Origin of the sequence: Desulfosporosinus youngiae DSM 17734 (assembly GCF_000244895.1) — a bacterium.
Taxonomy (GTDB): domain Bacteria; phylum Bacillota; class Desulfitobacteriia; order Desulfitobacteriales; family Desulfitobacteriaceae; genus Desulfosporosinus; species Desulfosporosinus youngiae.
Genome location: NZ_CM001441.1, coordinates 5411528 through 5428472, shown reverse-complemented (window position 1 = coordinate 5428472; position 16945 = coordinate 5411528). Strand labels below are relative to the sequence as shown.

At 46.0% G+C, this 16945-nt stretch carries 25 protein-coding genes; 24 read left to right on the top strand and 1 reads right to left on the bottom strand.

Going from position 1 to position 16945, the window contains the following annotated elements:
- Positions 1-2 precede the first annotated feature (2 nt).
- The 9 genes from DESYODRAFT_RS25255 (at position 3) to DESYODRAFT_RS25215 (ending at position 5318) form a co-directional block, all read left to right on the top strand.
- A complete protein-coding gene (locus DESYODRAFT_RS25255; RefSeq protein ID WP_007787405.1) occupies positions 3-362 on the top strand; it encodes a hypothetical protein in 360 nt (119 codons plus the stop codon).
- The gene (locus DESYODRAFT_RS25250; protein ID WP_007787403.1) at positions 362-910 is read left to right on the top strand and encodes an HK97 gp10 family phage protein; all 549 of its coding nucleotides are present in this window, start codon (positions 362-364) and stop codon (positions 908-910) included. The genes DESYODRAFT_RS25255 and DESYODRAFT_RS25250 overlap by 1 nt, the downstream gene beginning before the upstream one ends.
- A gap of 4 nt (positions 911-914) precedes the next feature.
- Positions 915-1340: a phage tail terminator family protein gene (locus DESYODRAFT_RS25245; protein WP_007787402.1), complete on the top strand. Its 426-nt coding sequence runs from the start codon at positions 915-917 to the stop codon at positions 1338-1340.
- Positions 1333-1512 carry a hypothetical protein gene (locus DESYODRAFT_RS25240; protein WP_007787400.1) on the top strand — a complete coding sequence of 60 codons (180 nt, stop codon included), beginning with the start codon at positions 1333-1335 and terminating at the stop codon, positions 1510-1512. Before DESYODRAFT_RS25245 ends, DESYODRAFT_RS25240 begins: the two co-directional genes overlap by 8 nt.
- Before the next feature lie 2 nt (positions 1513-1514).
- Positions 1515-2831, top strand: a complete 1317-nt coding sequence (locus DESYODRAFT_RS25235; RefSeq protein WP_007787399.1) for a phage tail sheath family protein — start codon at positions 1515-1517, stop codon at positions 2829-2831.
- A 6-nt stretch (positions 2832-2837) separates the two neighbouring features.
- On the top strand, positions 2838-3521 hold the full coding sequence (locus DESYODRAFT_RS25230) for a hypothetical protein (RefSeq protein ID WP_007780465.1): 684 nt from the start codon (positions 2838-2840) through the stop codon (positions 3519-3521).
- A 1-nt stretch (position 3522) separates the two neighbouring features.
- Positions 3523-3975, top strand: coding sequence for a phage tail tube protein (locus DESYODRAFT_RS25225; RefSeq protein WP_007780470.1), 453 nt, complete (start codon positions 3523-3525; stop codon positions 3973-3975).
- A gap of 130 nt (positions 3976-4105) precedes the next feature.
- Positions 4106-4825: a GIY-YIG nuclease family protein gene (locus DESYODRAFT_RS25220; protein WP_007787398.1), complete on the top strand. Its 720-nt coding sequence runs from the start codon at positions 4106-4108 to the stop codon at positions 4823-4825.
- A 79-nt stretch (positions 4826-4904) separates the two neighbouring features.
- Positions 4905-5318 carry a phage tail assembly chaperone gene (locus DESYODRAFT_RS25215; protein ID WP_007787396.1) on the top strand — a complete coding sequence of 138 codons (414 nt, stop codon included), beginning with the start codon at positions 4905-4907 and terminating at the stop codon, positions 5316-5318.
- Positions 5319-5507: 189 nt separating this feature from the next.
- On the opposite strand, the gene DESYODRAFT_RS25210 is transcribed toward DESYODRAFT_RS25215, so the two are convergent.
- Positions 5508-5912 (bottom strand): hypothetical protein, encoded by a 405-nt coding sequence (locus DESYODRAFT_RS25210; protein ID WP_007787394.1) that lies wholly within the window; start codon positions 5910-5912, stop codon positions 5508-5510.
- Between the two features lie 135 nt (positions 5913-6047).
- On the opposite strand from DESYODRAFT_RS25210, the gene DESYODRAFT_RS25205 reads away from it, so the two are divergent.
- The 15 genes from DESYODRAFT_RS25205 (at position 6048) to DESYODRAFT_RS28525 (ending at position 16892) form a co-directional block, all read left to right on the top strand.
- Positions 6048-6605 (top strand): hypothetical protein, encoded by a 558-nt coding sequence (locus DESYODRAFT_RS25205; RefSeq protein ID WP_007787393.1) that lies wholly within the window; start codon positions 6048-6050, stop codon positions 6603-6605.
- Positions 6606-6686: 81 nt separating this feature from the next.
- Positions 6687-8783, top strand: a complete 2097-nt coding sequence (locus DESYODRAFT_RS25200) for a tape measure protein (RefSeq protein WP_242833515.1) — start codon at positions 6687-6689, stop codon at positions 8781-8783.
- A 17-nt stretch (positions 8784-8800) separates the two neighbouring features.
- Positions 8801-8965, top strand: coding sequence for a hypothetical protein (locus tag DESYODRAFT_RS28530; RefSeq protein WP_157137250.1), 165 nt, complete (start codon positions 8801-8803; stop codon positions 8963-8965).
- Between the two features lie 6 nt (positions 8966-8971).
- On the top strand, positions 8972-9637 hold the full coding sequence (locus DESYODRAFT_RS25195) for a LysM peptidoglycan-binding domain-containing protein (protein WP_007787390.1): 666 nt from the start codon (positions 8972-8974) through the stop codon (positions 9635-9637).
- Between the two features lie 10 nt (positions 9638-9647).
- Complete coding sequence (locus DESYODRAFT_RS25190; protein ID WP_007787389.1) at positions 9648-10634, top strand: XkdQ/YqbQ family protein; 987 nt, start codon at positions 9648-9650, stop codon at positions 10632-10634.
- On the top strand, positions 10634-10990 hold the full coding sequence (locus DESYODRAFT_RS25185; RefSeq protein WP_007787388.1) for a DUF2577 domain-containing protein: 357 nt from the start codon (positions 10634-10636) through the stop codon (positions 10988-10990). Before DESYODRAFT_RS25190 ends, DESYODRAFT_RS25185 begins: the two co-directional genes overlap by 1 nt.
- Positions 10987-11388 (top strand): DUF2634 domain-containing protein, encoded by a 402-nt coding sequence (locus tag DESYODRAFT_RS25180; RefSeq protein ID WP_007787387.1) that lies wholly within the window; start codon positions 10987-10989, stop codon positions 11386-11388. Before DESYODRAFT_RS25185 ends, DESYODRAFT_RS25180 begins: the two co-directional genes overlap by 4 nt.
- The gene (locus tag DESYODRAFT_RS25175; RefSeq protein ID WP_007787386.1) at positions 11389-12426 is read left to right on the top strand and encodes a baseplate J/gp47 family protein; all 1038 of its coding nucleotides are present in this window, start codon (positions 11389-11391) and stop codon (positions 12424-12426) included. It begins immediately after the preceding gene.
- Positions 12427-12430: 4 nt separating this feature from the next.
- Positions 12431-12847 (top strand): hypothetical protein, encoded by a 417-nt coding sequence (locus tag DESYODRAFT_RS25170; RefSeq protein WP_007787385.1) that lies wholly within the window; start codon positions 12431-12433, stop codon positions 12845-12847.
- A gap of 3 nt (positions 12848-12850) precedes the next feature.
- Positions 12851-13876, top strand: a complete 1026-nt coding sequence (locus DESYODRAFT_RS25165; RefSeq protein WP_007787384.1) for a DUF2793 domain-containing protein — start codon at positions 12851-12853, stop codon at positions 13874-13876.
- Positions 13877-13888: 12 nt separating this feature from the next.
- The gene (locus DESYODRAFT_RS25160) at positions 13889-14383 is read left to right on the top strand and encodes a tail fiber protein (protein ID WP_007787383.1); all 495 of its coding nucleotides are present in this window, start codon (positions 13889-13891) and stop codon (positions 14381-14383) included.
- Positions 14384-14387: 4 nt separating this feature from the next.
- Positions 14388-14999, top strand: a complete 612-nt coding sequence (locus tag DESYODRAFT_RS25155; protein WP_007787382.1) for a YmfQ family protein — start codon at positions 14388-14390, stop codon at positions 14997-14999.
- 11 nt (positions 15000-15010) lie between these two features.
- On the top strand, positions 15011-16423 hold the full coding sequence (locus DESYODRAFT_RS27720) for a tail fiber protein (RefSeq protein WP_007787381.1): 1413 nt from the start codon (positions 15011-15013) through the stop codon (positions 16421-16423).
- The gene (locus tag DESYODRAFT_RS25145) at positions 16420-16746 is read left to right on the top strand and encodes a hypothetical protein (protein ID WP_007787380.1); all 327 of its coding nucleotides are present in this window, start codon (positions 16420-16422) and stop codon (positions 16744-16746) included. The genes DESYODRAFT_RS27720 and DESYODRAFT_RS25145 overlap by 4 nt, the downstream gene beginning before the upstream one ends.
- Positions 16746-16892, top strand: a complete 147-nt coding sequence (locus DESYODRAFT_RS28525) for a hypothetical protein (protein WP_007787379.1) — start codon at positions 16746-16748, stop codon at positions 16890-16892. Before DESYODRAFT_RS25145 ends, DESYODRAFT_RS28525 begins: the two co-directional genes overlap by 1 nt.
- Positions 16893-16945: the final 53 nt, after the last annotated feature.

Below are 16945 nucleotides of genomic sequence, written 5' to 3'. Positions count from 1 at the left end.
GCATGATTAACTACAAACGCCACCGTAGAGCCATAGAAAAGCTGTATGAAGACACCTGCACAGTTAGCCGCATGATCGACGTAAAGAAGCCATCCGGGGAGACCCGGCAGGAGCTGCAGTCAGTTCATATCGATCAAAAATGTAAGCTATCTCAGAAGTCGCTGGCCAGTAATCAGCAAACAGAATCTACAAACAATATCCTCTACGAGACGAAGCTTTTTATTGCACCTGAGTTAGAGATTAAACAGGGGGACACGCTGGTAGTCACTCATTGTGGCAGGACGCTGAAATTTACGACGGGAGAACCCTTTGTTTATGGCTCCCATCAGGAAATCAGCCTGCAAAGGGAGGATAAAGCCTAATGGCCCGCTGGGGAAGTTTTCGCTTCGAGGAATTCGAAAGGTTGGCTCAGTCATTCCAAAAAGCCCTAGACGAGCGCGTAATGGAACGGTTTATCAGGGAGTTCCTATCGGAAATGGCTATGCGCTCTCTACGAAAGATTAAGATGCGGATGCTGGCAGACCACGGTGACCTCCGCCGAAAATGGCAGGTTGGGAATGTTACTCGAACAGGTGACGCTTATGTCATAGAGATTTTTAATAATCTAGAGTATGCTTCATTCGTTGAATACGGCTTCCGCTCCCATTGGGTACCGGGGCATTGGGAAGGCAATAAATTCATCTATGACCGATCAGTGATACACTTGACCAAAGAGGCAAAGGTAGCTTATAAGGAGAGGTATGGCTCTTTGGGTATGTATGTAGGGAATAGGAAAATTGGCTGGGTCAGCGGTAAATTTATGATGACGATCTCTATGCAAGAAATCGAAAGGGATCTGCCCAAATACCTCGAACGCAAGCAAATCCAGCTCCTAGAGCAAATAATGAATGGGCGTCCGCCAAGGAGATGATGACGTGGGCATAATTACAGTGAACCTGATTCGAAACAGCATTATTTCAGTGTTGGACCAGCACTTTCCGGGCACAAAAACATACGGCGAAGAGATTAAGCAGGGTTTTAAAAAGCCTTGTTTTTTTGTGAAGCTTTTTCCGGTATCACAGGATCAGCTCCTTGGCCGGCGGTATCAGCGCAGTCACTCGTTTGATATTCATTACTTTGCTGGGAGCAATGAGGAGCTGCATGACATGGCAGAGCAGCTCTATGACAAGATGGAGCTGATCAGTTTAGATGACGGCCTTATCCGGGGCACAGGAATGCGCCATGAGGTTGTTGACGGGGTGCTGCATTTTTTTGTTAATTATAATTTCCATGTTTCGAAAGAGGCGGTGCCCGACCCGCTCATGCAAACCATGGAACAGGAGGGATATGTACATGGTTAACACCAAAAAAGAAGTGCAGGTTGCTAAGGCCTACACGAAACAGCAGATACTGAAGTCTAAAAAGTATCCTCAAAAGGATGTTTTAAATGCACTCTTGGAGGATGGGCAACGATACACCCAGGAAGAAGTCCTTGAGTTATTAGACAATTTTCTGAAGAAGGAGGCTAGATAAAAATGGCAGCAGGCACGTTCACAACGCAGAATAAAGTGAGGCCGGGAGTTTACATCAATTTCAAGTCAGAGCCCCAGGCACTAGGAAGCCTGGGGGAGCGTGGCATAGCCTCGATCCCATTAGCGCTGAGCTGGGGCGAACCCAGTAAGATTATTACGATTGAAGCCGGCGAAGACACGTTGACTAAGCTGGGTTACAGCATTACAGATCCTAGATTGCTCTTGGTTAACGAAGCCCTGAAACGAGCTCAAAAACTCCTCCTGTATAGGCTTAACGCCGGGACGAAGGCAACGGCTACAGCTGGCAATCTCTCGGTCACCGCTAAATGGGGCGGGGTTCGCGGGAACAGCATCTCTGTAATCATTCAGGAAAATATCGACGATGAAACCAAGTTTGATGTATCCACCCTAGTAGATGGGGTTGAGCAGGATATGCAAACTGTAGCTAATATTGCTGGGCTTATTGCAAATGACTGGGTAATATTCAGCGGCACCGGTGCTTTAGCTGAAACAGCTGGCGCACCTCTTACCGGCGGAGCAGACGGTACGGTTACCAATCAGGCTTATATCGATTATCTGGCAGCAGTCGAGATTTTTGACTTTAATACTCTGGCCTTGCCTTCGACAGATAACACACTGAAAGCAACCTTCACAGCTTTCTGCAAACGGCTCCGAGATGATGAGGGCAAGAAAATTCAGGTGGTCCTGGAGAATTATCCAATAGCCGACTATGAGGGTGTGATCAGCGTCAAAAATGGCGTGGTCCTCTCCAACGGGACAACCCTTACGGCAGCACAGGCAACGGCCTGGGTAGCCGGTGCCACAGCGGGAGCTGAGGTCAACGAGTCGTTAACCTACCAAGCCTATGACGATGCCGTAGATGTGGCTCCCAGGTACACGAATACCCAGATCATTGCAGCGTTAAAAGCCGGGGAGTTTTTGTTCACGGCCAGCGACAACCGGGCGCTAGTCGAACAGGATATTAATACCCTGACCAGCTTCACAGTGGACAAGGGTAAAGCTTTCCACAAGAACCGCGTGATCAGGGTTTTAGACGGTATCAACAATGATCTGGTAAGTATCTTTTCTGAGTTTTACGTCGGGAAAGTCAATAACAATGATGACGGCAGGAACCTGCTCAAGAATGAATGTGTGAACTATATGGAAACTCTGCAGGGGATTAATGCCATCCAGAACTTTGACTCACAGACTGACCTGACTGTCATTGCGGGTAACGAAGCGGACGCTGTTCTTATTGAGGCCTACACGCAACCAGTGGATAGCGTAGAGCGTATATACCTCTTGGTAAAAGTGAGGTGATGACTCGTGCCAAGCTTAAAACCGAAACGAGATTTGACCGATATGCTCTTCGAAAGACTCTATGTTATTGGTTATGGAAAGAGGCAAAAACAAAACAAAGGAGAAAGGTATTCTCATTTTTGGAAATGTCAGTGTGAATGCGGAGCAATAGTTGAAGTTGAACATTGGCATTTATTGAGTGGGCACACCAAGTCCTGTGGATGCTATAAGATGGACATATTGCTTGACAGGAGCACAAAGCATGGAGATGTAGGGTCAAAGCTGTACAATACGTGGGGGAATATGAGATCTAGGTGCTATAATAAAAATCGCCCTGATTACCCATATTACGGGGGGCGAGGAATTACTATTTGTAAAGAGTGGAGAGACAGTTATCAATCTTTCAAGATGTGGGCTCTTCAAAATGGGTATCATGATGGGCTTACTATTGAAAGGGCAGACAATAACAAAGGATACTTTCCTGACAATTGCCTTTTTGCTACTCGATTTCAACAATCAAGGAACAAAAGGAATAATATTAAGGTTGAATTTAGGAACGAGGAACGTTTATTGATTGAGCTTACCGATGAATTTGGACTTTCTCCTCAAAAAGTACGAGCTCAATATCATAGGGGGCTTAACATTAATGAGATACTTGAAAGAGGTGGGTTGCGTAATCCGCCTCTTTATTATGAACAGGGGGTAAGTTAACATGGCCTTTATGAAATCGGAAGATGTCATCACAGGGAAGCAAGCCCGGGCCTTTGCGACGATCAATGGTCAAGTAGAAGAGTTGTTCTACGCTAAGTCCATTGAAGCTACGATTGAAAAGACCAAAACCGATGTCCCCATTCTGGGGAGAATGAATGTTGCCAAGAAATCTACGGGTTGGTCAGGCAGTGGGACGTTGACGGTTTATTACGTTACAAGCTTGTTCAGGTCCTTAATGCTGAAGTATATCAAGACCGGCAAGGATTTTTATTTCGACCTGCAGATTACCAATGAGGATACGACCTCAAGCATAGGGAAACAGACGACTGTCTTAAAGAACTGCAACCTAGACAGTGTCATCATTGCATCCTTTGATGCAAGCAGCGATGATGCTATCGAAGAGGAGCTGCCATTTACCTTTGAAGATGCCGATATCTTGGATAAGTTTAAATAAGCCGGTAACGAGATTATGTCATTTTTGAGGCTATGTCATGTCGTGAGACACACCGCTAACCTCTCTTTTAAAGAGATCAGATTATAATTCTGGTCTCTTTAATAATGCTAAAAGAGAGGGATGAGATTCCATGAATGAGAATGGGCACGTGTATGTTATTACAAATGAAACGGGAAGAGTTAAAATTGGTAGAGCAAAAAACCCCACTCAAAGGCTCAGAACGCTTGAGACTCAATCCGGACTAAAAATAACAAAGTCATTTATCTCTCCCTTGATAGGTAATTATGAAAAGGCAGAAGTCGATTTGCATGCAAAATATAAGAACAAGAGAGTGATAGGGGAATGGTTTGACGTTAATTTTAATGAGGTGGTTTCGGATCTGAGTATAATGAAATTTGATTCGCCTAAAGAGGTTTCTGTGTCTGACGAAAAGGCTTCAAGTGCCGTAAAGCAGATGTGTGCATGTATTGTATTAAATGATTTAAATAATTTCTGCGGGGAAGACTGGACAGCGGAGCTCAACTTAGCAAAATGGAAACCTATTAAAAGTGATGTCGATTTCATAGTGTGCGATCTTGAGGAAGCGAAGAATTGTTACGTTGATGACTGCGACGAGTACAAACTAGGGGAAGAGGTAGACGCGGTAATAAATTCGATTAAAAAGTCAGGAATGACCCTTGATAACATTACGGGGGTCCAAAATATCTATAAGGACATATTTTATAGTTATCCTGTTGGTGAAATAAGGAAGTATGTCTCGGGAGAGTATGCTGACCTTGTTGAGAAAATCCTAGGGATAACTTATATAAACGAAAACGAGAGGTTGGTAAATGAAAAGTATCGGCAGTAAGGCAAAGTGTCAGATCATTAAAGACCTGGCGTTCCTGCCTTCGTTGAAAATGATTAGTTAAAAATTGGAGGAATAAAGCATGAATGATTTACAAGATTTTTTAATGGAAGATTTTGAGGATGCCGAGATTATTGAAAAGCCGGTAAGTCTTGGCGGAAAGGAAAAGAAAATGAAGTTTAGGCCAATCTCGGCCACAACCGGTGATGAAATCAGGAAAAGTTGCCGCAAGATTACATTTCACAAAGGGCAAAAAGTTGTTGAGGCAAATCATGATGCATTTATGACAAAGATTATTATTGAGACTACAGTGCACCCTAATTTTAAAAGCGAAGCATTGCAGAAAAGCTGGGGAGTCCTGGGTGCCGAAGACTTGCTTAATGCAATGAAAACCAAAATGAGAGACGGCGAATATGCCACGCTTTCAAGTATTGTTTCTGAAATCAACGGCTACGACAAGACTATGGAAGACTTGGTTGAAGAAGCAAAAAACTGATTGAGGGGGGCGATGGTGAGGCTAATTATGCTTACTACGCCCTCCACGAGTTTCATATTTTGCCTGGGGTGTTTGCGGAGCTACCGAGAAATGAGAAAGCAATGATTTATGCCATGATCGATATCCGGGTTAAAAAGGAGAAGAGAGAAGCCGCGAAGTTGAAGAAGAAATAGGAAGAGAAAATTAGGCTCATTTACCTCCAGCCATAAATTGATGGCCACACTTAAGGCAGGTTATTTCAATTCTTTTCGCACCGATATTCCCTGCGGCGAGACCTATCGGACCGGCCGCCAAAGCTCCAATGATGGCTTTTCCTATACCAAATCCTTTTTTGTTGGCGCTCAAAGATGTGGAGTGGCATTTGGGGCAATAGGCAACTCCTTCTTTGTCCATTGCCGCAATTTGCCTTCTTTGTTCTAAATCTCGCTTGATCATTGTTAGGTCTTTGGGATTAGGAACACCGGCAATAATGCGGTTAATAGTATCCTTATCGTTTGAGTCAACAATTGGAAATCCTTTATCTTTTGTTTTGCACGTAGGACATTTTTTGGCTGCATCCAATAATTTATCTCCACAATTAAGGCAGATTTTCACTAAAATCCCTCCTAAATAGATGAGTAATAATCTTACTAAATAGTTCTCCGTGATGGGGCCGATTATCCTGCATAAAGTTCCTTTCGATGATACAATATTCATTGATTGGAGGAGAAATAATGTTCAGGAAGAGAAATGAATAATGAAGATACAAAAAAACCTGAAAAAAAGAGGTTATACTTTAGTGAGCGTGACGAAGAGTTGTCTGACGGTTTTTGGCTAAAGCATCACGCTAAAATTGAAAAACTTGAATCTGATTTTTACGATGCATACAATTACGCCTTCGACCTAACGCCAACAGAAGAAATAGAAAAGTTATATCTTGCCTTGGCGCAATTGAATCGCTTGAAAGAGTTCTGTTATAAAACAAGCAAAGGAGGGAAAGTCTATTTCATTGATATGTGGGAACAAATGCACAATAGCCAGAGTCTATGTTTTAGTCAAGAAGAAGTCATAATTAATCGAATCGAAAAAATACGAGAAGATGAAATACTAAAAGAAAAAATCTTGAATATCATTAGGGTTACTGGTACATATATTCAAAAAGATTTGTATAGGGAATTTCCTGATTTTGAACGTGAACGTTTACAAAGACTTGTTAATTATCTGGAAATAAAAGGCTTGTTAACAAAAATAAAAAAGGGGAATTCTTATCAACTATTTCTTGTAGAAAACGATACTGAGCATTCCTAATGGGGGGTGCTTTTTCTTATGCTACGCAAGGGGGGATTAATTGTGCCAACCATCAGTGCTACACTGAGGATGTTCGACGCAATGTCTAGGCCGCTACAAAACATAACGCAGGGAATGAATCTCATGGTGTCAAGTATGCGGCAAATGCAAAGTGCTACCGAACGAAATACCAATGTTGGCAGGACGCTTGTAGCAGCCCAAGAGAGAATAGCCGCAGCCGAAGCGGGCATAAGGCAGGCTATTGACCAGTCCACTCGGGCACAACAACGATTTAACCAATCAAGTCAGAGCAGTGCAAGCCTTATCAACCAAGCGTCAAGTGCACAGGATAGATTCAACGCGTCGGCTCAAAATGGTGCACACCATACAAGCATGATGCTTTCTAATATTAAGGGGATTGTAGCAACTTATATTAGTTTAATGGGTCTAAGGGCAGCTATGAATACTAGTGATAGCTATATATCAGCGCAGGCCCGACTTAAACTGATTAACGATAGTTCTCAAACGGACGTGCAGCTTCAAGACAAGATATTTGCTACAGCAGATAGGGCGTATGGAATTTATGGCGTCATGGCAAGTAGTGTGGGAAAACTTGGCCTCCTGGCTGGAGATGCTTTTTCCAACAATAATGAAATTATTAGATTCACAGAACTTATGCAGAAATCCTTCAAGGTTGGTGGCTCATCCACCATGGAACAGCAGTCCGGTATGTACCAACTCACTCAAGCGATGGCTGCGGGAAAGCTTCAAGGTGATGAGTTTCGCAGCATCATGGAAAACGCCCCCATGCTGGCAAGCGCTATCGCTGATTTCACGGGAAAATCCAAAGGTGAGCTTAAAAAGATGTCTGCAGAGGGGACGATTACTTCAGACATTATTAAAGGTGCCTTGTTCAATGCGGCGGATGATATAAATTCAAAGTTTGCGACAATGCCTATGACGTTTGCAGATATGTTCAATAAGTTAAGAAATAACGCACTCAAAGCCTTTGGTCCTGTCATTGAGAAGATAAATAGCTTGATCAACTCGCCTGGTGGGGCCGCGTTCATAGATAATCTAACAATTGGAATCAATATATTAGCTCGTGCAATAAACGGTTTAATTTCGGGCTTGATTTTAGTTGGAAATGCGGTGCAAAACAATTGGGGCATTATTGAACCTATTATTTGGGGAGTTGTGGGTGCTTTAATAGCCTATAATGCGGTAATGGGGATTGCGTGGCTTACGACCTTAAAAGATTTGGCAGTAAAAGGAGCGCATGCCATTGCTTCTTGGGCGGAAACTGCGGCAATAATTGCATTAATAATAGCCCAAGACGGACTTAATGCGGCTTTGCTTGCATGTCCTATAACATGGATAATTGTTGGCATCATCGCATTAATAGCTATCTTCTATGTTGTAATAGCCGCCATCAATAAATTTGCCGGCACGAGCTATTCTGCCACAGGGCTTATTGCAGGGGCATTCATGTTCGCCGGAGCGGTTATTATGAACATCGTCTTAGCGATCCTTAAAATTGTTATTAATGTCGTCGCGACAATCTGGAATGTAATCGCAACGGTCGCCGAATCTATTAGAAATGTGTTTAATGACCCGGTAGGTTCCATTGTCCGATTGTTCGTTGGCTTGGGGGATACAGTTTTAGGAATATTAGAGACTATAGCTTCGGCAATTGACACGTTGACTGGAAAGCATCTGTCGGATGCAATCAATGGATGGAGGGGCGATCTTCAGGGGATGGCTGATGACTTAGTGGGTGAAGTAGAAATAAAGATTCCGCGATTAGATCCCCACAATTACCTTCCTGGTCGATTCGATTACACTAACGCTTTCAACACCGGGTATGACTGGGGCAACAAGGTTTCGGACAAATTCAGCCTGTCAAACCTTGGAACAAATACGCTGACGGATTTCGACTTGGGCAACATCCCCAATATAGGCAAAGTGGATGAAGTCGGCAAAATCAAGGATAAAGTCGATATCTCCAACGAAGACCTAAAGATCATGCGCGAATTAGCCGAAATGAAGAACATCCAGAACTTTGTAACGCTGACGCCGACAGTAGCAGTCACAACCGGGGATATTCACAACGGACAGAGCGTGGACACTATAGTAGGAAAGATTAAAACCATGCTGGAGACTGATATTGCTTCATCTGCGGCAGGAGCATGGGCGTAAGAAGGGGGAGAATATGCTTGGTAAGCGTAACGGTAGATTTAAGCAAACCGATTCAAGAGATTCAGGACAGTCTTGAAATAGCAACCTCCATCTTGGAAAAGGCCTCAGCAGAGGGTTGGTCACGCAGCACTTTTTGTAAGGCGATAGGCATACTGAATAGCCATATTAATAAAGGCAGGTGATCACCTATGCCCTACGGCATCAAACTGAGCTTATACTCAGAAACCATTGAGCTTCCCGTCATGCCCAGCGCCCTGGAAATTGGAGAGGGCGGGAATAACAAGACCTATGATGTTGTAGCCCTAGGGGAAATCAACGTCATAAAAAACCCCAAACTCTCAGAGTATGCGTTTAGCAGTTTCTTCCCGGCACAACGCTACCCATTTGTCACGGTTTCCCCCTTGTTGCTACCTTACGAATATGTAAAACGCATTCTAAAGTGGATGGAATCTAAAGAGCCCATCCGTTTTGTTTTTATCTCCGAAACGTTTGACATTAACACACTGGCCAGCATTGAAGGTTTTGACTGGAAGGAATCTGCCGGCTCCGGGGATATTGACTATACCTTAAAATTGAAACGATACACGCCTTACTCCGCACGCCGGGCTGTCGTTGCCCAAACAATGACAATCGCTTCAGTGTCCACTCAAGCCATCCAATCCCAGCCCCCAGCGAGGCCTAATGAGCAGCCGCCACCTAAAACCTATACTCTCGCAGCCGGGGATACTCTATGGGCTGTAGCACAGAAGCAATTAGGCAATGGAGGTCGCTGGCCAGAGTTACAATCATTGAACGGCATATCTGATGCTGAGATCAAACGGCTGCAGGTTGGCCGAGTAATAAAGTTGGCATAGGAGGTGCACTGTGCTAAAAATACTGATCGATAACAAAGATGGAAACGTGTGGGATATCTCTCAGATTGTCTCGGACGTCACCTGGAAAACGAGCAGGATCGGCAAAGCCGGCAGCCTGGAGTTTACGCTAATCAAAAACGCTTTAGGGCAAGATGCAGCCTTCAAGTACAGCAATGGAGATATTGTCCGGGTCCAGGAAGTTGAGGATGGTGTCAATGTCTTCTACGGCTATGTCTTTTCCATTGAAGGGGGAAGGGACGAGGCAGTTAAGATTACTTGCTATGATCAACTACGGTACCTCATGGCGAATGAAACCTATGTCTTTGCAAACGTCACAGCCTCTGAGGTCATTAAAACCATTGCCGCCGACTTCAAGCTCAAACTTGGGCGGATCGATGATACGGGGTATATAATTCCGACGATGTCCCAAAATGACCAAAAGCTTTTCGATACGATCTGCAAAGCCTTAGATTTAACTCTGATGAATGCTGGCAAAAATTATGTGTTCTTCGATGACTTTGGAGCTTTGTCGGTGCGGAATATTGAGGACTTACTGCTGGATTTCATCATTGGCGATGCCAGCCTCATGACCGATTATAGTCACAAGATATCCATTGATGATGACACCTACAATAAAATTAAGCTTTACAAAGACAACAAGGAAAGCGGCAAGCGCGAAATCTATCAGGCCCAAGACAGCGCCAATATGGCTAAGTGGGGCGTGTTGCAGCTCTATCAAAGTGTGGATGAAAACATGAACGATGCTCAGATTAATGAGCTGCTCGATAGTCTGGTCACATTGAAAAACCGGGAATCAAGGACGCTGAAAATCGAAGCTATCGGTGATCTCCGAGTAAGGGCCGGGAGTTATCTAAGGATACAGATTCAAGAGTACGAAATCAATCAGCCCTTTTTAGTGGATGAATGTAAGCATTATTTCGAAGGTGCAGACCATACGATGAGCCTGGAACTTAAAGCAATTATGAAGGTGGTATAATGGCAAGCTTATTGGATGTAATAAAAGCTGCGGGGATAGATGCTGTAGGGGCATCAAACCCTGTGAATGTTATGTTTGGAGAGATACTAACCATAAGTCCGCTGAGTGTGAAAGTCGACCAACGCTTTACACTGCCGGCGGATTTTTTAATTGTGCCGGAAAGTTTAACCCGGTATGAAGTCGACCTGACACACTCTCATCAGTACACTGATGATGGATCATCAAGAACCACAGCTACGGCCCTGACAACTAAACTGATCATCCGCCCTGGGCTTAAGGTGGGGGACAAAGTCCTGCTGCTCAGGGTCCAAGGCGGGCAGAAATTTGTAATCTTAGACAAGGTGGTGACAACATGATACCGACCGGCGGAAGCATCAACAACGGTGTGATTGAAGAAACGGAGCAGCCATCCCTCACATGGAAGCTGGATGCAGCTAAAGAACGAATTGCCGGCAGACTGGACGGCCTTGAGGCGGTCAAACAGGCTGTCTTTAAGATCCTGGGGACGCCTCGTTATCATCACTTAATCTACACAACAAACTACGGCTCTGAGATAGAGAAGTTAGTCGGAATGAATCCGGTCTTTGTAAAATCAGAGGCTGCCCGCATGGTCAGAGAAGCGTTAACCCAGGATGACCGAATCACCGGCGTTGAGAATATACGGACTACAGTCACGGGAGATGGTCTGCTCATTGAGTGCACAGTTATCAGCAAATACGGGAGTTTTGAGATAACTCAGGAGGTGAGGGTGTAAGTGTATGAGGGCCAAACGTATGAGTCCATCTTGGACAGAATGTTAGACCGGGTGCCTGGGGATCTGGACAAACGTGAGGGCAGCATTATTTATGACGCCTTATCCCCGGCTGCAGCAGAACTGGCCCAGGCTTATGCAGAATTGGAAGTCAACCTAAGGCTATTCTCGGCTCAAACATCAAGCGGAGATTACCTGGAATTAAGGACGATGGATTATGGGGTTACTCGTAGAGTCGCCACGAAGGCCCAGCGGAAGGCAATGTTTTACGGGCAAAATGATACCCCGCTGGATGTGGCCATCGGCAGCCGCTTTTCCATTGAGCAGGTAAGGTATGCTGCCAAAGAAAAAATCGCGTCGGGTCAGTATATTCTGGAGTGCGAAACTGCCGGTACTGTCGGCAATCAATACTTTGGTACGCTGATGCCGATTGACTATATCCCCGGGTTGGTGCAGGCCGAGCTGTCCGACATTCTCATTCCGGGAACGAATGCAGAAACCGACGACAGCCTCAGGCAGCGCTATCTACAGCGGGTTCGTCAGCCGGCAACGTCTGGGAATGCTGCTCAATATCGGCAGTGGGCGTCTGAAGTGGCTGGAGTGGGAGGCGCTAAGGTCTTTCCACTTTGGGAGGGGTCAGGGACGGTAAAGGTTGTCATTGTTGATGCTGAAAAGCAGCCAGCTACCTCCACTTTGGTGGACGCTGTATCAGACTATGTTGAGACCGTACGCCCTATTGGAGCCGCTGTGACCGTCGTTTCGGCAGCAGCTAAAGAGATCAGTGTTACGGCGACTGCCGTTTTAGCATCCGGCTATGCTATCCAAGGTGTAACGGACGCTTTTAAGGTAGAGGTGGAAAGCTATCTGCAGGATACAGCTTTTATCAACACCTATGTCAGTTATGCCAAGATTGGGAACCTGCTCCTTAGCACACCAGGTGTCATCGACTATACTACGTTGCTAGTCAACGGCGGCAGTGCCAATATCGCTCTGGCGGACGAAGAAATCCCGGTATTTGGGACCGTGGAACTGGGGGTGTAAAACTATGCCTTATCCGGATCAGATTGACCAATTTACCGAAAAACTTAACAAGAAGTCGGACGGCAGCGTTTACACGGTTGAAGAAGAGCTGCCTATTAATGGCGGGGTGTACCAGGGTTTCTTAGGTCACGACAACATTACGAACAGCACAATCAGAGTTTACACAGGACCACAGTTTACAGGTATCCCAGTGACAAACTTCATTGTATCCATTCCTTCTGAGACGCCTTGGAAACGTTCGATTAAAATCTTCGCCCAAACAGAGACGGTCTATGTTACCTATGAGACCCCCGGGGATATGGTAGAGGCGGAGGATGTTAACAATTTACAAGACAGTCTGATTCGAACCCAAGCAGAGATAGAGAGATATAAAGCAACAGGAATCATCGACGGCGGTGGATTTATTAGAGAGGAGGTATAACCATTGGCGGCACAAACAATTAAAATTCGCCGAGGTACCAAGCCCGAGCTAGTGGCCCTAGGTGCTTTGTCATCAGGAGAGATGGGGTTTTGCACAGATACTAAGGAAGTTTACATCGGGGACGGCACTGCCAATGTTTTTGTCGGCAGAGCACTATCTGGGACAGAAGCGGCCCGGCCCAATGCTGGGACATTAGGGCGGCTTTACTATGTCACCAGTGGCACCAATGCAGGCTATCTGTATTTTGATACGGTTTCGGCCTGGCAGCGTGTTAACGCCCAAAAGATAACAGATTTAACCGGAACCTTGGATGATGTGTCTGATGGAACAACCTATGCAAAGGTTAAAAAATCAGACATAACCAACGGCCAGGTTAACAAAGTATCAGATGGTACTAACACGAAAACTGCGGCTGAAATAAAATCTCATATTGACGATGCGGCTAAACACCGCCTTATCAATGACTCGGGGACAGCCATAACCGACTTATGGAGTGCTCAAAAAATTGGTAATGAAATTGAATTAGCTAAGCACAACATCGAACCTCAAGCCAGTGTGAAGAATCGTACCACTACAGCCCCACCGGGCAGTCCAGTGACCGGAGATCGCTATATCATCCCCAGCGGCGCAACGGGTGTGTGGTCCGGGAAACAGGATCAAATTGCCGAATATGCATCAGGAGCCTGGTCCTATTACCCGCCTCAGATTGGGTGGACCTGCTACGTTGATGAGGAACAAAAAATCTACAGCTGGAACGGGACAGCTTGGGTAAGAACCGGTGGAGCCCTGCAGACGATTACTGCCGGCAATGGTTTAACGGGGGGCGGGCAGGCCGACACAGTGACATTGACGGTAGGGGCGGGGAACGGGATCTCCGTTGCTTCGACTTCGGTTAGCGCTAAAGCTGGGAAAGGAATCCTCGTCAACAGCACGGGCATTGAGGCCAATATTGATGCCAGCAGTCTTGTCTATGACTCGGCCAATGGAAATAGGTTGATGGTATCCATTGTGGATGGAGGAACATTCTAAGGAGGGAGGCTGATGGCAAGAAAAGTATTGATCCAGATTAGGCGTGGCCTTGAGGGTAGCATTGGAACCTTGGCAGTAGGGGAGTTAGGCTTCTGCACGGATACCAAGAAGCTTTATATAGGAACAGAAAGCGGCAATGAACTATTGGTGGCTGCCCAAACCGTCGGGGATATGCTGAAAAGCATTTATGACACGGATAATGACGGCAAAGTGGATGTAGCGGAGGTGGCGGAGAGTGTCCCCTGGACTGGGGTCTCGGGAAAGCCAAGCACCTTTACTCCGGTGGGACACACACATAATGCCAGCGATATCAATGCCGGAACGGTGGCCATAGCGAGACTGCCAGCGGCATCTACAAGTGCTGCGGGAATATCTCAACTAAATAATACAATGACAAGCACCTCAACCACTCAGGCAGCCACGGCCAATGCCGTAAAAACAGCTTATGACCTGGCCGCGGGGAAACTGAGTCCCGGGGTAACCTGGAACCAGCTAAAGGGGGTGTGAGCCGATGGGATACGGAAACCAAATCTATGGCACCACCCTTTTTGGGACTGACGGCAACGACGGGGACCAGCCTGAGTATGCAAAGCCCGACCTCATGAGATATCTACCCGAGTATTATCAGAGCGTACGGGAAATGAAAAAGTTACAGGAGACTGCGTCCAATGAGCTGGGTCTTTTTTTATTTTCCATGAATGACCTGCTGGACCAATGCTTTGTAGATACCGCCACATGGGGCTTAGCTTACTGGGAAAGTGAGCTGGGTCTAGAGACAGAACCGACGAAATCTATAGAGCGAAGGCGGGAACAGATCAAGGCCAAACTGCGCGGGTCGGGGACAACCACGAAGCAAATGATTAAGGATACGGCCATTGCTTTTTCCGGGGGCGAGGTGGATGTGATTGAGTACCCGTCAGAGTACCGCTTTGAGGTCCGCTTTATTGGGACCAAGGGTATCCCGACGAATATGCCCGGGTTTATGGCGATGATCGAGCAGATTAAACCGGCTCACTTGGCTTACAGCTTTAAATATTCCTATACGTGGTGGGACTCCCTGAAGCATCTCGCTTGGAATGGCGTGAATGTTATGAACTGGAATGAGTTGAAAGTTTATGAGTAAGGAGGATGGTCATGCAGACAACAGCAAATTATGGACTTAAGAAACCGGACGGTACAGATATTGTTAACATTCAAGATTTTAACGACAATGTCGATGTGATTGATCAAAAGCTGAAACAGGCGATGGATGCGGCGGGAGAAATAGGTTCCCATGCTGATACTCACCGGCCCGGAGGTAGTGATCCTATTCCCACGGCGGCACCCTCGGGGGGATTGGGGACGGCTAATGCCGCCGGATCCAGCACAAGCCTTGCCCGTGCCGACCATGCCCATTTAGCCTTTGATAGCACAAATCCAGTGGCCAACGGCACGGCGTCGGCAGGATCAGCGGCCACTGCAGCCAGGAGAGACCATGTGCACCCGACCGATACCACCCGAGCCCCGTTGGCATCGCCAGCGCTCACTGGGACTCCGACTGCACCCACTGCGGCAGCGGATACGAGCACGACCCAGATTGCTACAACAGCGTTTGTTACCGGGCAAGCGGGGACTGTTACGCCTAACATGGATGGGTCTGCTGCCGTTGGGACATCAAAAAAGTATGCCAGAGAGGATCACAGGCATCCTGCAGATACAACCAGGGCACCATTGGCCTCCCCAGCATTAACGGGCACCCCCACAGCTCCTACGGCGGCAGTTGACACATCAACTACTCAAGTTGCCACAACGGCTTTTGTTGTAAATCAAGCAGCCTCGACAAGCCCCGTTATGGACGGGACGGCAACTGCAGGGACATCGAAGAGATATGCCAGGGCAGATCATGTTCATCCAGTCGATACGAGCCGGGCCGCGCAGACAGACCTTGTTGCGCATTTGGCGGAAGATGCGACATTAACCACTAAAGGGCATGTGCAATTATCGAGTAGCACAACAAGCACAAGCACGACTCTTGCAGCTACTCCAAGTGCAGTAAAAGTCGCCATGGACAAGGCTAATGCTGCAATCCCATCCTCGCAAAAAGGTGTTGCAAATGGTATTGCGGACCTTGATAGTAGCGGCAATGTCCCCGCTAATAGGTTAGGCAATGCTGCGAAATTTCAAAGGGGTAGTCTTTCGGGTTTTAGCAAATCCATGGCACCCTTAGAAGAGTATACTGTAACAATCCCTGTTATGCCGGAAGCGCAATCGGGGCGGGTTTATCTATCAGGATCTAACTATATAGGGATGGAGATTGCCTTTAATAGATCTAGCCTTGATGGCTATTCCATTACTGGGGCTGGCGCAAACAGTTGCGCATCATCAAAAATGGACAGCGGATATGTTTCCTATTACGGGTATGGGTTTAATGGATCATCGACAGTAAAAATTCTCGAATGTTACATTAATAGTAATAATTCTATAATCATCAAATTTGTGAATACTCACCTGAGTACTACCACTACAATCAATGTAGCAAGTATGTCGTGGGAGGTTAAAAGCCAATGATTGTAAAGCAGGATAAAGGTTTTGAAACCAATAGTTTTTACCCTGACACCGATTGGTATAACGACGAGAATTACGTGGTGGACGAAACGACAGAACTTGGACAATTGTTAGCTGAGAAAATCAAAAAACACGCTCCTTATTTTGAGTTTGTGCTAAACGAAAATAGAGAACTAATTGACATTATTCCAACGGAACGACCGCCACAACCACCTCCAGAACCAACCGAACTTGAAATACTGCAAAAGAAAGTCGCCATGCAAGACACGGTAATCGAGGAATTAATGTTTAGCATTATTCCACAATTAACAGGAGGAGGAATTTAATGATGGCTATGTATATCGCAGGCAAGATCCTAGATGGCAAGCAAGACTACGAGTATGTATTTAGTATTACACTCTATCAGCGCTATCAGGATGATGTTGACGCGATCCTGATCGGCGAAGGTAGGCAAGATTTAATTAAGCGGTAATGTCCGCAGTAAAGAATTGGGGCAAAGCAGGGACCGAGAGGTCTTTTTTCTTT